This window comes from Pedobacter sp. N23S346 (assembly GCF_048515415.1).
GTDB lineage: Bacteria > Bacteroidota > Bacteroidia > Sphingobacteriales > Sphingobacteriaceae > Pedobacter.
This window is the reverse complement of sequence record NZ_JBLYEE010000001.1, coordinates 783,460-797,575: the sequence shown is the minus strand read 5'-3', so window position 1 is coordinate 797,575 and position 14,116 is coordinate 783,460. Positions and strand designations below refer to the sequence as shown.

General features: G+C 39.1%; 10 protein-coding genes. 1 reads left to right on the top strand and 9 read right to left on the bottom strand.

Annotated elements, in window-relative coordinates:
• Positions 1 to 70 precede the first annotated feature (70 nt).
• Both ACN1CD_RS03410 and ACN1CD_RS03405 read right to left on the bottom strand, forming a co-directional pair.
• Entirely contained in the window at positions 71 to 1,426 is a 1,356-nt protein-coding gene (locus tag ACN1CD_RS03410; protein WP_419128842.1) for a restriction endonuclease FokI C-terminal domain-containing protein, read from the bottom strand.
• A gap of 11 nt (positions 1,427 to 1,437) precedes the next feature.
• A complete protein-coding gene (locus tag ACN1CD_RS03405; RefSeq protein WP_419128841.1) occupies positions 1,438 to 1,878 on the bottom strand; it encodes a hypothetical protein in 441 nt (146 codons plus the stop codon).
• 504 nt (positions 1,879 to 2,382) lie between these two features.
• On the opposite strand from ACN1CD_RS03405, the gene ACN1CD_RS03400 reads away from it, so the two are divergent.
• Positions 2,383 to 3,129, top strand: coding sequence for a hypothetical protein (locus tag ACN1CD_RS03400; RefSeq protein ID WP_419128840.1), 747 nt, complete (start codon positions 2,383 to 2,385; stop codon positions 3,127 to 3,129).
• Between the two features lie 1,069 nt (positions 3,130 to 4,198).
• Here the strand turns inward: ACN1CD_RS03400 and ACN1CD_RS03395 are convergent.
• The 7 genes from ACN1CD_RS03395 to ACN1CD_RS03365 all read right to left on the bottom strand — a co-directional run bounded on the left by ACN1CD_RS03395 (position 4,199) and on the right by ACN1CD_RS03365 (position 14,032).
• Positions 4,199 to 5,824, bottom strand: a complete 1,626-nt coding sequence (locus tag ACN1CD_RS03395) for an NADP-dependent glyceraldehyde-3-phosphate dehydrogenase (protein ID WP_419128839.1) — start codon at positions 5,822 to 5,824, stop codon at positions 4,199 to 4,201.
• 99 nt (positions 5,825 to 5,923) lie between these two features.
• Positions 5,924 to 7,363 (bottom strand): MFS transporter, encoded by a 1,440-nt coding sequence (locus tag ACN1CD_RS03390; RefSeq protein WP_419128838.1) that lies wholly within the window; start codon positions 7,361 to 7,363, stop codon positions 5,924 to 5,926.
• A 19-nt stretch (positions 7,364 to 7,382) separates the two neighbouring features.
• On the bottom strand, positions 7,383 to 8,045 hold the full coding sequence (locus tag ACN1CD_RS03385; protein ID WP_419128837.1) for a bifunctional 4-hydroxy-2-oxoglutarate aldolase/2-dehydro-3-deoxy-phosphogluconate aldolase: 663 nt from the start codon (positions 8,043 to 8,045) through the stop codon (positions 7,383 to 7,385).
• Positions 8,038 to 9,093 carry a PfkB family carbohydrate kinase gene (locus ACN1CD_RS03380; protein ID WP_419128836.1) on the bottom strand — a complete coding sequence of 352 codons (1,056 nt, stop codon included), beginning with the start codon at positions 9,091 to 9,093 and terminating at the stop codon, positions 8,038 to 8,040. The genes ACN1CD_RS03385 and ACN1CD_RS03380 overlap by 8 nt, the downstream gene beginning before the upstream one ends.
• 120 nt (positions 9,094 to 9,213) lie before the next feature.
• Entirely contained in the window at positions 9,214 to 10,614 is a 1,401-nt protein-coding gene (uxaC, locus tag ACN1CD_RS03375) for a glucuronate isomerase (protein ID WP_419128835.1), read from the bottom strand.
• Positions 10,615 to 10,871: 257 nt separating this feature from the next.
• On the bottom strand, positions 10,872 to 12,518 hold the full coding sequence (locus ACN1CD_RS03370; RefSeq protein ID WP_419128834.1) for a UxaA family hydrolase: 1,647 nt from the start codon (positions 12,516 to 12,518) through the stop codon (positions 10,872 to 10,874).
• Between the two features lie 2 nt (positions 12,519 to 12,520).
• The gene (locus tag ACN1CD_RS03365) at positions 12,521 to 14,032 is read right to left on the bottom strand and encodes a tagaturonate reductase (RefSeq protein WP_419128833.1); all 1,512 of its coding nucleotides are present in this window, start codon (positions 14,030 to 14,032) and stop codon (positions 12,521 to 12,523) included.
• Positions 14,033 to 14,116: the final 84 nt, after the last annotated feature.

Sequence of the window (14,116 nt, the reverse complement as noted above, 5' to 3'; positions counted from 1 at the left end):
ATTTTAGTTAGAAAATCATTTGCTTAGAGATGTCTAGTGTTTCCATTTCTAAGTAGCAGTTAGCTTTAAATTATATATCATCAAACCGTTGAATGATATCTTGAGATGTAATTGTTTTACCCAAACTAATAAACGCTTCAACAATTTCAGATAGATCTTTTTGATCCTTAATCCGATACGCTAATAGATGTAGTAATGCATCCGAACTCAGCAATATGAAACGCTTAATATCTGTTCGCCAAGTAATATCATTTACAAATCCATCAAACGAAGATTTAAAGCCATTGCTAACAATAATAAATCCTATACGCTGAATGCCCTCTTTTTTAAGTTTAGGACAATAATGATTGATATACTCTTTGATGGCTCTCTCGTCTGAAGCCCCCATCATATATCCATTAGAATAAGCCTTAGCATCAATAATAAAAGCAACATTATCTTCTTTGTGAACAGCAATCAAATCTGGCTCTCTACCTTTACCCTGCCCTAAGGGATCAATCGCAAATCCTAATTGCTTAAATACCTCACAAACTGCCTTTTCATACTTACTACCTTTTCCAGAACTTGACCCTTCTGTTTCTTTTCCTAAATCTATAAGGTTAGCGGTAATGCGTGGCAAATAGTCATAAATATCAAAACTAGCTTGCATTAATGCAGAAACTGAATTATCTAAAACTACATTTATTTCATCTAAAGGCTTTACTAACTTTTCCTTTTTAGGGGGGTAGGCAGTTACGGTTCTAAAATTCCAAAAGGCATGTTCAGCTTCCCAATTAGATATGGAATTCCCAGTATAGTTTGTCAAAATTAATTTAACTTCCTCATTCAAATTGTAAAACTCTTTATATGCATCTCTGTGTGATTTAGGATTTTCCCATAAACCAATATCAGTGAATGAAACAATCATAGAGCTATACATAATTGGCCATTGTTGATAATCATGTATTTGCCAAAAATATGAAAGAAAATAACCTATACTTCCAGGATTAGGAGCCCTACGTTTATCTGGAACTTTATTAAATATAGCCAAAACATATTTATCTAAAGTTTCAATTTTATTCAAAGCATCAGATAAATCTTTTGGTTGCGTTACACAATTCTTTAAAAGAACTGTTAGTTTTTCTAATTGGCCTTCTCCTTCACTGGTTTTAAGTAAAAGATTAAAGAACATTTGCCCCTTTATAGAAGTAAAACCCCAAAAGTTGTTCTTTTTATTAAAACTATCAATATCTGTTTTGAATTCGGCAATATCTATTTTATTAATTATGAAATCCTGAATAATCATTTTCAAAATTTCTATAGCTCCCGCTCGCTTATTATCTATATCATCGTAAGGAACGCCTTTGGTATCTAATACAGCTTTGTGATCTTCTATATATTTATCCCAAATTGTAGTGATTTGATTTTGTATATGTTCTGGTATCATTTTACTTTTTTCTAAATCAAACCTAAGTTTACCATTAAATCTAATAAGTGTTTAGCTTTCAAATCATTTAAAATTATTTGATCAATTGCACATTGATAAGGTGTACTCCAAATAATTTCTGCGCTCATGCTTGCTGCTGCACGCTCTACATCAGTAACCGTGTAACCTTTTGACCTACAGGCACAAATTAAAACATCTGGATTGTATAAGCTTATTATTTCTGGCAGTCTTTTATTTAAATCAGAATTAGGATCACCCATGCTTTCGAATGCAATTGTGTTTTTGTTGATTTCTAAAATAAGACGAAAGTCTATAGCGAGTGAGGCAATTGGCATAGAAGTATAAATTACCTTATGACTTGGGTAAGCCTTAATCATTTCTTTTGCTAAGGCTAATATATTAGATGATTTGCCGATATCTTCGCCACCCCACGTGGCAATTACTTTTTTCATGATAATTAATTTGAGCGTTAATAAATATTTAATTAATTTCTTTTAGTCCTAATTCTCTCAAGAAAGAAAACCGTACTCAATTTGAGGTTCATTTACTAAAAAGTTCATTTATCTTACTGAGTATTGTGGCCTATGTGAAATTTATTATTGTTACCTGTTATTTAACTATAAGAATAATATTTAGCTAAAATATCAAAAGAAGCCGAAATATGATAACCTTATTTATGGTTGATTCATCTTTAGGCATTTATAATTTATTGAAATTCTGCTATAGTTAATAATATTAATAATCAGTTCCAGAATTTTTTGATCTTATCTTAAACTAGATAGCAAGTTTTGATTGAATTTACCGTTTGAGAATTATTCGTTATCATCAAAAATTAATTTACGTTTCTCTTTCGTAATCTTAATTATAAAAAAATAATCTACTCCAATAAGTTGTAAATAATAAATATTATCTTAATCTCAATAAATAATTTTTATAACCTTTTAAAACAAAAAACCATGTCAAAAACCTTTGAAACCGGGCATGCCAAAAATGTGGCCAATTTTGAAACCTTAGTTACCTATTTAACCAACTACGGTGCGGTGTACAACCCTAGCAATGCAAACATTCAATTAAGCAGTTTAAATGAGAAGGCCGCTGCTGCCAAAACCATTGCCGAGCAGGTAAATGATTTGGCTGCCAAAAACAGCAACGCCATTGCCAGCAGAGATTTGGCCTTTAAACCCTTAACTAAATTAAGCACGAGAATTCTTAACGCCATTAAGGCAAGCAATGTACCGCAGCAGGTGGTAGATAATGCCATTACCCATAACCGGAAAATACAGGGCCAGCGCGCAACAGCCAAATTAACCGACGAAGAAAAACAAAAACTGGCCGCCAGCGGCACCATTGTAAAACAGGTATCGGCCTCGCAACAAAGTTATGCCAACCTGCTCGATACGTTAGATAAGCAGATTAAATTGTTAAGCACCATCCCCCAGTATGCACCAAACGAGGTAGATTTACAATTAACTACCCTTACAAGCCTGTATACCGATTTGTTGCAGAAAAACCGAGATGTAGATGCCAGAACAGCCGAGCTGAGTACCATTCGCCTCAACCGCGACAATACTTTTTACCATGCCGAAGCCGGTATAGTTGCCCTGGCCATGGATGCGAAAACCTACGTTAAATCTGTTTTTGGTGCCACCAGCCCCGAATACAAACAAATAGCAGGCATCCCATTTAAAACCATTAAAATTTAGCATCATGAAAACAATCATCCCTATCCCATCCACAACATAAAACAGCAACTAACCTCAATTTAGTTGCTGTTGTTATTTAAAGGCCACCCCTAATTTTAACACTTGTGAGAACGCCATTAACAATAGAAATACTTCTCAACTACCTACTTCTACCATTCAACCCTTAACTGAAAGTACTCAACTACCTACTGCAACCATTCAACGCTTAACTGAAAGTGCTCAATTGCCTACCGCTACCATTCAACTGTTAATTGAAAGTACTCAACTATGAACTACCGCTATTCAACGCTCAATTGAAAGTACTCTGCTATCACCTGCCGCCATTCAACTGCTAGTTGAAAGTTCTAAACTGTTAACTGAAACCATTCAACCCTTAACTGAAAGTACTCAATTGTTAACTACCACGATTCAACTATCAAATGCTACGATAAGAAGATTGCTTCACGCCCTTGCTCCACCTCGGCTTCAGTTCGCAATGACGATTTATTGATTGCATCTAACTATATGAACCATGCTATCCGGCCTGGGAGATGATTGAAGAGATAGATCCTGAAACAAGTTCAGGAAGACGACCGTTTTAACCCATCGCCTCTAAAATAATATATTTACATTTCGCTATTGCCACCCTGCTACCCGGCCTAGGAGATGATGGAAGGAGAAGCAGTTGAAAACCACCCACAAACTTTCACCCCTCAACCAACCAAGGCAGCGCACATTTGCCGATTCTTCATCGGTACTTGTGCTGCCGAAATCAGGTTTTCGAATCGCTTATCCAACATCAGATCCAAGCCTTGAGTTTTGGTTACCTTTTTGTCAAGAAAAAGGTAAAAGCCCTTCGGCGGCAAGCCGAGGAAAGCCAGCGCGATGGCCAAACGATTAATAAGACTCGTCCTCCTAAACTTGTTTCAGGATCCTAGCAGGGTATCGATCGCCAGGTGCGAAGAATGTTTCTTCTTCTTGCGCCCTTTCCCTCCCGGGGAAAGGTGCTGTTAGGCGGATAGGGGCTTAAAACGAAAACCGCAAATCCACAGATTTAAATCTGCGAACCTGCGGCTTTACCAGAGAGGCATTAAAAAATATACTTTGTACTTAAGAAATTCGAATCATTTCCATTCACAATTTCATTCAATAATTTCTTGTTATCATCTGTAAACTTGGTTGCAACCAGCGAACGAATTGAGAATGAACGCAAAGCATCTACTACAGAAAGCGTTCCTTCGGCACTGTCTTTTCTGCCTGTAAAAGGGAAAGCATCTGGTCCACGCTGACATTGGCAATTAATATTCACACGACTTACCTGATTTACCAAAGGATCAATCAGTGAAGAAATTACGGCTGCATTGTTACTAAAAATACTCACCTGCTGACCATGTGGCGAACCGATTAAATATTCAATAGGCTCTTCCAGATCATCAAACGGAACCACAGGAACTATCGGGCCGAACTGTTCTTCACGATACAATTTCATATTGCTGTTTACCGGATAAACAATTGCCGGATAAACGAACGTTTCGAAGGTTTGTCCGCCATTTTTGTTAACCACTTTAGCGCCATGAACAATTGCATCATCAATACATTCTTTCAGGTATTCTGGTTTATTCAACTCCGGAAGTGGTGTAAGGTTAACCCCTTTCTCCCAAGGCATTCCGAATTTTAATTTCTCTACTTCCGCAGATAAACGTTTTAAAAACTCCTGCGCTAAACTCCGGTGAACATAAACGATTTTAATTGCTGTACAACGCTGCCCATTGAAAGATAAAGAACCTAGCAAGGTTTCAGAAACCGCTAAATCTAAATCAGCATCTTTAGTAATAATAGCTGCGTTTTTAGCATCTAAGCCTAAAATTGCCCGCAAACGATTCACCTTTGGATGCAATTTCTTCAACTCATTGGCTACCTTGCTCGAACCAATTAAGGTAAGCACATTAATTTTTCCTGATTTCATCAATCCGGGTACAATCGTATTTCCACGACCATAAATCGTATTAACCACCCCTTTAGGAAAACTTGAACGGAAGGCTTCCAGTAAAGGATAATGCAATAACGTACCATGTTTAGGCGGTTTGAATAAAAGCGTATTGCCCATAATCAAAGCCGGAATCAGGGTGGTAAAAGTTTCGTTTAACGGATAATTAAAAGGGCCCATACAAAGCACCACACCAAGTGGAGAGCGACGAACTTGCGCCACAATACCTTGCTCAATTTCGAAACGTGATGATTGCCTGTCGATATCCTTTAGGGCATCGATGGTTGCATAAATGTACTCTACCGTACGATCAAATTCTTTCAGTGAATCAGCATAAGATTTACCGATTTCCCACATAATGAGTTTAGCAACAATCTCTTTTTGCTCCAGCATTTTGTGGGTGAAGTTTTCTACGCAGGTAATGCGATCTGCTACACTCATGGTTGGCCATTGTCCGCGACCATTATCATAGGCGGCAACAGCAGCATCCAACGCTTCGGTTGATTCTTTCTCGGTACAAACCGGAAAACTGCCAATCCGTTTCCGTTTGTAACCATCCGGAGTTTTAACACAAACCGGAGAAAACACCTCGTTAAAAGGCCCGCTCCAGGTTTTCATCTCTCCGTTGGAAAGAAATTCTTTTTGATCGATTTCTTCCGCGAGCCTAAATTCATGTGGAATCTGGCTTTCTTCTACGAAAATACTTTCGAGGTTTAAGGTTGTACTCAATTTAGTTGGTTCTTAGGTTTGTAATTATAAAATCCATCGAATAAGTATAGATTTTAATTATTTGATAACCAGAGTCCATAGACAGATGCTGGCTTATTATTATTTTAGTTCAATCACTTTATATTTTGGAACCAGTGTTTTCATCACCGTCCAGCCGATTAAATAACAAACTGCGCAGATAGAGAAGATGATAAAATAACCAGCTTCTTCACCTTTAAAGCCCATAAAAACAATTTGATTTTTACCCGTATAATCGAACAATACGCCAGATCCTTTATTGATGATGAAAGATCCGATCCCTCCAGCCATACCACCAATACCTGTAATGGTTGCAATCGCTTTTTTAGGGAACATATCGCCCACGGTAGAAAAAATATTTGCTGACCATGCCTGGTGCGCCGCACCTGCAATACCGATAATGATTACCGGAATCCAGTAGGTAATGTGGCCAAGTGGTTGCGCAGCCAAAGCTAAAAGCGGAAAGAAAGCAAAAATTAACATGGCTCTCATTCTGCCTTCGTAAGGGTTCATTCCTTTTTTCTCTACGAAATAAGTAGGCAACCATCCACCGATGATAGAAAGCAATGTGATCATGTAAAGTACAAATAACGGAAGTGCACTTTGTGTAGAATCCATTCCATAAACTGATTTCAGGTAAGCTGGTGTCCAGAATAAAAAGAACCACCAAACGCCATCAGTCATAAATTTACCGAAGGCAAAGGCCCAGGTCTGTTTGTATTTAAAACAATCAATAAACGAAACTTTTTCTTTGGTTTCCTCCACATAGTCGGCTAGTTTCCTGTCAGCGATCACATCCTGTTGAATGTAAGCCAACTCTTCAGCACTCACTCTTTTATGTAGTTCGGGCTTGTTATAAACGAAAACCCATAAACCCATCCATACAAAACCTAATGCACCGATAATGATGAAAGCCATTTCCCAGCCATAAGCTTTGGCAATAAATGGAATGGTAATCGGTGCAGCTAGTGCGCCAACGGTGGCACCAGCGTTAAAAATACTGGTTGCAAATGCCCTGTCTTTTTTAGGGAAATATTCTGCCGTAGCTTTAATCGCGGCTGGAAAATTCCCTGCCTCTCCTACCGCTAACACAAAGCGTGCGAAAATAAATAAGGTTACACTCACCGATACCACCATTCCTGTATTGTTGATTCCGGCGATGATATCTTTTGCACCTTCAAAACCTACTAACCAGTTTCCTGTGGTGATTCCAGCAGTTGCAATTCCACAAAAGGCATGCAAGCAAGCCCCAACAGACCAAACTCCAATGGCCCATAAAAACCCTTTTTTAGTATCAAGCTTATCTACTAACCGGCCTGCAAAAAGCATGGAAACAGCATAGAAGATGGAAAATAAAGCGGTTATATTTCCATAATCGTTATTATCCCAATGAAATTCTGGCTTAATAAAATCTGTCCAGGTGAGTGATAATACCTGTCGGTCTAAATAGTTTATCGTAGTGGCAAGAAACAGAAGTAAACATATGGTCCATCTGTATTTGCTTGGTTTGGCTTGGCTCATTTCGGGTTGTTGTGGTTAGTTACTTGCTTTGTTGAATCAGGTTGAGTGCGAGTTGAGTATTTTCGAAAAGTTCATCATAAAGGCCTTTACTCATCACATCCTTACTGATTAGTTTACTCCCCATACCAACGGCACAAACGCCAGATTTGAACCAGGTTTTCAGGTTATCGGCATTAATTTCCACACCACCTGTAGGCATAAATAACTGCCCGGCAAAAAGATCTTTAATGGAAGAGATAAACTCCGGACCTAAAATATTAGCCGGGAAAATTTTAATTAACATCGCTTTATGTTCCTGCGCCACACTGATTTCTGTTGGCGTCATACATCCCGGAATCCAAAGCATGCCTATTTTATTGGCAATTTCTGCAACAGCAGGGTTAACGATTGGTGCTACAATAAAGTCTGTTCCAGCTTCAATAAATGCATGCGCATCAGCAGGTGTTTTAATGGTTCCGATACCTAAATAAAGATCAGGCATCTCTGCATCTCTTATTTCCTTCAGTTTTCTAAAATTCGGCAAAGCCGATTTACCCCGATTGGTGTATTCGAAAACGCGAACACCAGCTTTATACAAGGTGCGCAATATTTCTACGCTTCCTTCTTCACTATCCTGGTAAAAAAGTGGCAACATGCCTTGTTCTAAAATGGCATCTAAAATCTTGTGCTTGTTACTAATCATGGTGTATTATTCTTTTTTCAATATCCGCTACGGTGCTGGTTGTGGCATCGCTCGGAATGTATAACTTATCGTAAGCTGCTGCGGTAGCAAAATTTAAGGTTTCTGCCACTGGAAGATGGTTGTAAAAACCATAAATTAAACCAGCCATGAAACAATCTCCGCTGCCTACTTTATCTAAAATCTCTTCAGAAACGTATTCTGGTGAAACGGTTAATTCATCATTACTGTAAATGGCGGTATAATAACGGATACCTTTTCCATGATCGAACCGAAAGGTATTGGCCACCGCTTTACATGCCGGAAACAAACTTAATATTTCTTTGGAGGTATCAACTGCCTGTTGCAGTAACGTTTCCTTTGCATAACCTTCAGTTGGCAACAAATCTTCATGAAGCGCTGTACCTAACATTTTCTGTGCCGCCCAAACATTACCCATAATTAAGGTGCAGTATTGAGCCAGTTCAGGTAAAATATCAATAGGGTCTTTTCCGTATTTCCAAAGTTTAGCCCTGTAATTTAAATCTAAAGAAATGGTAATGTTTTTTTCGGTTGCTGCTTTTAATGCCTCCAGACAAACATCTGCAACAGATTGATTAATTGCCGGACAAATGGCACTAAAGTGAAACCAGGTAACACCCTCGAAAACTTCATCCCAGTTAATCTGGCCAACCTTTAAATCTGCATAAGCAGAATTTGCCCTATCGTAAATTACGCCAGCATTTTTTAAATCTTTCCCCTTCGGAAGGTAATACAAACCCAAACGATCGCCATGAAAAACCATTGGCGAGGTATCGATCTTCCTTTCGTTCAGATAACCCACTATCTCTTCCGTTACTGAATTTTCTGGCATCGCCGAAAGGTAAGCTGACGGCACATCCCATAGCGCCAAAGCGGTTGCCACATTGAGTTCTGCTCCGCCAACATAAAAAGGCAGCTTATTTTCCTTTAGCCACTGTCCATCCATATCCGGGCAGATGCGTAAAAGGATTTCTCCGAAACTTAAAACTTTTTCTCCCTTTTTTGCTAAGGATGATATTTGGTCACTCATGTTTTTGTTTGATCGGGTTCGTTATGATTAATGCGGACACTCATCATCGATATAATTAATCTGTGAAAAAGTAAATGTGAATTTATGGATCAACATTCATTTAACACAGACCTGTTTTAGTTAAAATGTAAAGTAATTTTTTGCGTTAAAGTACGAAATATCCTGCACTATTTTGCCCACCCATTCCAAATCATCAGGCAACTCTCCGTTTTCTATATCGTCGCCAAAAAGGTTACAAACTATTCTCCGGAAGTACTCATGACGAGGGAAGGAAAGGAAGCTGCGGGAATCGGTTAACATACCAACTAAACGACTCAAAAGCCCCATATTTGATAAGGCATTTAACTGTTTAATCATCCCATCTTTCTGATCTAAAAACCACCAGGCAGAACCAAACTGAACTTTACCTGCCACAGAACCATCATTAAAATTGCCAATCATTGTGGCAATTAATTCATTGTCTGCCGGGTTTAGATTATAGATAATTGTTTTTGCCAATTTATCCTGGTTATCTAACCGGTTTAAGAATTTAGAAAGCATTCTGGCCTGAGAAAAATCTCCGATCGAATCCCAGCCGGTATCTGGTCCAAGCTGACGCAACATCCGGGCATTGTTGTTACGTAAAGCACCTAAGTGATATTGCTGTACCCAGCCTTTTTCATGGTCCCACTCTGCAAAATAGATCAGCATGGCTGATTTAAATTTCAGGTTTTCCTCGTAAGAAAGATCTTGTTTACTTCTGATTTTATCGAAAATAGAAGTGATTTCCTGCTCGGTATAATCCTCCGCATAAATTTGCTCTAATCCATGATCTGAAACCGAACATCCGTTAGCGGCGAAATAATCGTGACGGCTTTTTAGCGCATCAATATAATCCTGAAAACTGCCGATGGTTTTACCCACAACGCTTTCCAGTTTATCAATATATTCGTTTAAACCAGCAACATCATCGCTGTTCATTGCCTTATCAGGGCGGAAAGCAGGCAACATTTTCAAAGCCACACCTTCATTTGCCAATTGTTGATGAAAGTTCAGGCTATCCAACGGATCATCAGTAGTACAAACCGCTTCTACATTCATTTTCGCCAATAAACCACGAACTGAATACTCGGGTGTTTGCAGCCTGGCAGAACACTCATCGTAAATTTTACGGGCTGTTTGACCCGACAAGATATCAGTGATTCCAAAATAACGCTGCAATTCTAAATGCGTCCAGTGGTATAAAGGATTGCGCAAAGTATAAGGAACAGTTTCTGCCCATTTCTCAAATTTTTCGAAATCTGAAGCATCTCCGGTGATATATTTTTCATCAACACCGTTGGCACGCATGGCTCTCCATTTGTAATGGTCGCCTGCTAACCAAACCTGAGTAATGTTTTCAAACTGCGTGTTATTTGCAATTTGCTCCGGAATCAAGTGATTATGATAATCAATGATAGGTAAAGATTTCGCAAAATCATGGTAAAGCTTTTCAGCCGTTTCGCTCTGCAAAAGAAAATTTTCGTCTAAGAAAGATTTCATTATTTAAATGCGTTTTAGATCCGAATATTCTGATCTGTTAATATTATGTAAAGGTTGGTGAAACATTTTTTAATGGCCGATGCACCAAGTTATTTTTTATGGTCGGTGAGCCACCGACCATGGGTTTAGATTACGGTAATGGTTGGTGAGTCACCAACCATGGGTTCGTTGTTTGCTTTACACTCAAGACTTTTGACTCAGGACTTTTGACTCAGGACTTTTGACTAAAGACTCTGCTCCACACTCCCGACTCCAAACTAAAGACTCACCCCTCGTTTCCACGGAATAAAGTCATCCTGGTTTAAGAGCACCGCTTTCGGAATTACCTCACCACTGGCCGCTTTAATGCAATATTCCAAAATGTCTTCGCCCATTTCTTCGATGGTTTTTTCACCTTCGATTACTGGTCCGCAATTAATATCAATGATGTCGCCCATGCGTTTCGTCAAAGCATTATTGGTAGATACCTTAATGGTAGGGCAAACCGGGTTTCCTGTTGGCGTACCTAATCCTGTAGTAAAAAGAATTAAAGTAGCGCCAGCCGCCGCTTTGCCTGTGGTTGCTTCTACATCGTTACCCGGTGTACAAACCAGATTTAAGCCCGGTTTTGTAGCAGGTTCGGTATAATCCAGCACGTCCTCTACAGGTGATGTACCTCCTTTTTTGGCTGCGCCTGTACTTTTAATCGCATCGGTAATTAAACCATCTTTAATATTTCCAGGTGATGGATTCATAAAAAACCCAGACCCAACATTTTCTGCAGCCTGATTATAGGCTGTCATCAGCTGGATAAATTTACGGGCCGCAGTTTCATCTTTCGTACGATCGATTAATTGTTGCTCGGCACCACAAAGCTCAGGGAATTCAGCTAAAAGCACTGTTCCGCCCAAAGCCACCAATAAATCTGAAGTATAACCAACAGCAGGGTTAGCACTGATACCGCTGAAGCCATCGCTTCCGCCACATTTCACACCTAAAACCAATTTGCTTAAAGGCGCAGGCTGACGTTCAATTTTATTGATTTCTGTTAAGCCGATAAAGGTTTTTCTGATCGCTTCTTTTACCAATTGTTCTTCGCTTTGCGATTGCTGCTGTTCGAAGATAAATAACGGTTTATCGAAATTTGGCGAACGTTGTTTCAAATCATCCACAAAATCCTGAACCTGTAAATTCTGGCAGCCTAAACTTAAAACTGTTACACCGGCAACATTTGGATGATCTGCGTAAGCCGCTAATAATTTGCTTAACACTGCAGCATCCTGACGGGTACCGCCACATCCACCCTGGTGATTTAAGAATTTAATGCCATCTACATTTTTGAAAATGCGGTTGGCTGCCGGGTTTGCTTGTCCGATAGTGCTGGGATCAGCTTCTATTAAATCTTCGCCATTTTTATAAGCTTCCACCAAATGGTGTGCGTAAGATTTATATTTATCAGTTACGGCGTAGCCCAATTCATTGTGTAAAGCTTCTCTGATTACATCCAGGTTGCGGTTTTCGCAAAAAACGGTTGGAATAAACAACCAGTAATTTGCTGTACCCACGCGACCGTCATTGCGGATATAGCCATTAAAAGTTCTGTCTGCAAATTTGGAAACATCTGGTGCATGCCAGTCGTAGTGGTAAGGTCTGAATTCGTAAGGATCTGAAGCATGTTTAGTGTTTTCCGTATCCATCAATCCGCCTTTAAGGATAAAATGCTGGGCTTTCCCCACCAAAACGCCATACATAATAATATGATCGCCGACATTCATATCCTGCATAAAAAATTTGTGCTTCGCCTGAATATCATCCTGCAAAACATATTCGTGACCATCGTAAATAACTGTTTCGCCCTTCGTTAAATTTTGCAAAGCAACGAGCACGTTATCATTCGGATGGATTTTTAATATTCTAGTAACCATTTCTAAATTGTTCTTTCTGACTGCAAGTTACTCAAAGTTTCTTTTGCACCCTTACTTTGTAATTGCGCCACGTAACCTTTAACGGCCGCGTTGAAACCTGGGTAATTATTTAAGTTTTTATCCCAAAGGCGTCTATCTCCCAGTGTGCTATCCACCACTGTTTCCGGGCTTTTCCAATAATTATAAAGCACTTCAGCAAATTCATCCTGAGCAAGGAAAGTTTTACCATTTACGGTTGAGATGTAATTGTCGCCATCTTTTGTTACGTTCATAAAAACGATGTAAGCCGCAACACCTAAAGCAGTAAGCTGCGGAACTTCATTTTTTAAAGCATAGTATTTTCTAATCAGCGGCATATTGCGCATCTGCAATTTCTGTGTATAATTTAACGTAATGGCGTGCCATTGATGATCTAAAAAAGGATTACTGAAACGATCGATTACACTTTTGGCAAAGGTGATGGCCTCCTCTTTGGTGATGTCTTCATTTTCGACCACTGGTGCGATTTCATCCTGCATCAGTTTTAACACATGGTTAGCAAATTCCTCATCTGCCATGGCTTCTTTCACGGTATGGAAACCAGCTAAAATGGCTAATCCACAGTTAATGGTGTGTGTTCCGTTGAGTAAACGCAGTTTTAGTTCTTTAAATTTATCTATTGATGGCACAATGAAAACGCCTTTATCCGCGTTAGCAAAAGATAAAACTTCCTTTACTTTTTCACTTGCCGATTCGATTGCCCAAAGCCTGAAAGGCTCTGCCATAATCATCAAGCCATCGCTATAACCCAATTCGGTTTCAATGGCTTGTTGCGCTGCCGCTGGAAGTCTGCCCGGAACAATTCTATCTACCAGTGTTTTGCAAAAATGGTTCGCTGTTCTTAACCAGTTTTCGAAATCCCAGCCTAATTTATTTTGGATCGCCAGATCCAGCACAATTTCTTTTAATTTATCTGCATTATCACTGATTAATTCAGTTGGAACGATCACCATTCCACTTTCCTCAGATCCACCAAATGCTTGATATCTTTCGTATAAAAATGCCAAGAGTTTACCTGGGTAAGATTGTGGTGGGGTATCGGTAACTTTATCTTCACTTTTAACAATACCTACTTCAGTGGTATTGGAAATCACCACTTTTAATTCTGGCTGATGCGCAGTTTTTAAAATTTCAGCCCATTCAGACGTTGCAGATAATACCCGGCTGATGGATGAATTGATCAGGTTTTCTTCTACCTCCACACCATCTTCAATCCCTTTAACACAAAGTGTATATAAATTATCCTGATCGGCAAAATCATCTACGCCAGCTTTTGACGTGGTTTTCACGACCACTATTCTTCCATTGAAAATACCCTGATGATTGGCTTTATCAATAAAATAATCTGGCAAACCACGTAATAAAACGCCGGTACCAAATTGAATTACCTTTTCTGGTAACTCCAACATTTCAGCGGTTGGTTTTACAACTTTTTCCCCGTTGATGTTTTTTAAATTTTCTTTGTTTAAAATCATGTCCTTACCATTTCCATCATGCTAAAGCATGAATCAATCTCTCTAGCAAAATAGATTGATTCGTGCCTCGCAATAACGCGTTAA

What these genes read in the sequence shown, in the direction of transcription:
- ACN1CD_RS03380 (WP_419128836.1), bottom strand. Translation starts at nt 9,093, where the DNA reads ATGAGTGACCAAATATCATCCTTAGCAAAAAAGGGAGAAAAAGTTTTA.
- ACN1CD_RS03390 (WP_419128838.1), bottom strand. Translation starts at nt 7,363, where the DNA reads ATGAGCCAAGCCAAACCAAGCAAATACAGATGGACCATATGTTTACTT.
- ACN1CD_RS03370 (WP_419128834.1), bottom strand. Translation starts at nt 12,518, where the DNA reads ATGGTTACTAGAATATTAAAAATCCATCCGAATGATAACGTGCTCGTT.
- ACN1CD_RS03385 (WP_419128837.1), bottom strand. Translation starts at nt 8,045, where the DNA reads ATGATTAGTAACAAGCACAAGATTTTAGATGCCATTTTAGAACAAGGC.
- ACN1CD_RS03405 (WP_419128841.1), bottom strand. Translation starts at nt 1,878, where the DNA reads ATGAAAAAAGTAATTGCCACGTGGGGTGGCGAAGATATCGGCAAATCA.
- ACN1CD_RS03410 (WP_419128842.1), bottom strand. Translation starts at nt 1,426, where the DNA reads ATGATACCAGAACATATACAAAATCAAATCACTACAATTTGGGATAAA.
- ACN1CD_RS03400 (WP_419128840.1), top strand. Translation starts at nt 2,383, where the DNA reads ATGTCAAAAACCTTTGAAACCGGGCATGCCAAAAATGTGGCCAATTTT.
- uxaC (WP_419128835.1), bottom strand. Translation starts at nt 10,614, where the DNA reads ATGAAATCTTTCTTAGACGAAAATTTTCTTTTGCAGAGCGAAACGGCT.
- ACN1CD_RS03365 (WP_419128833.1), bottom strand. Translation starts at nt 14,032, where the DNA reads ATGATTTTAAACAAAGAAAATTTAAAAAACATCAACGGGGAAAAAGTT.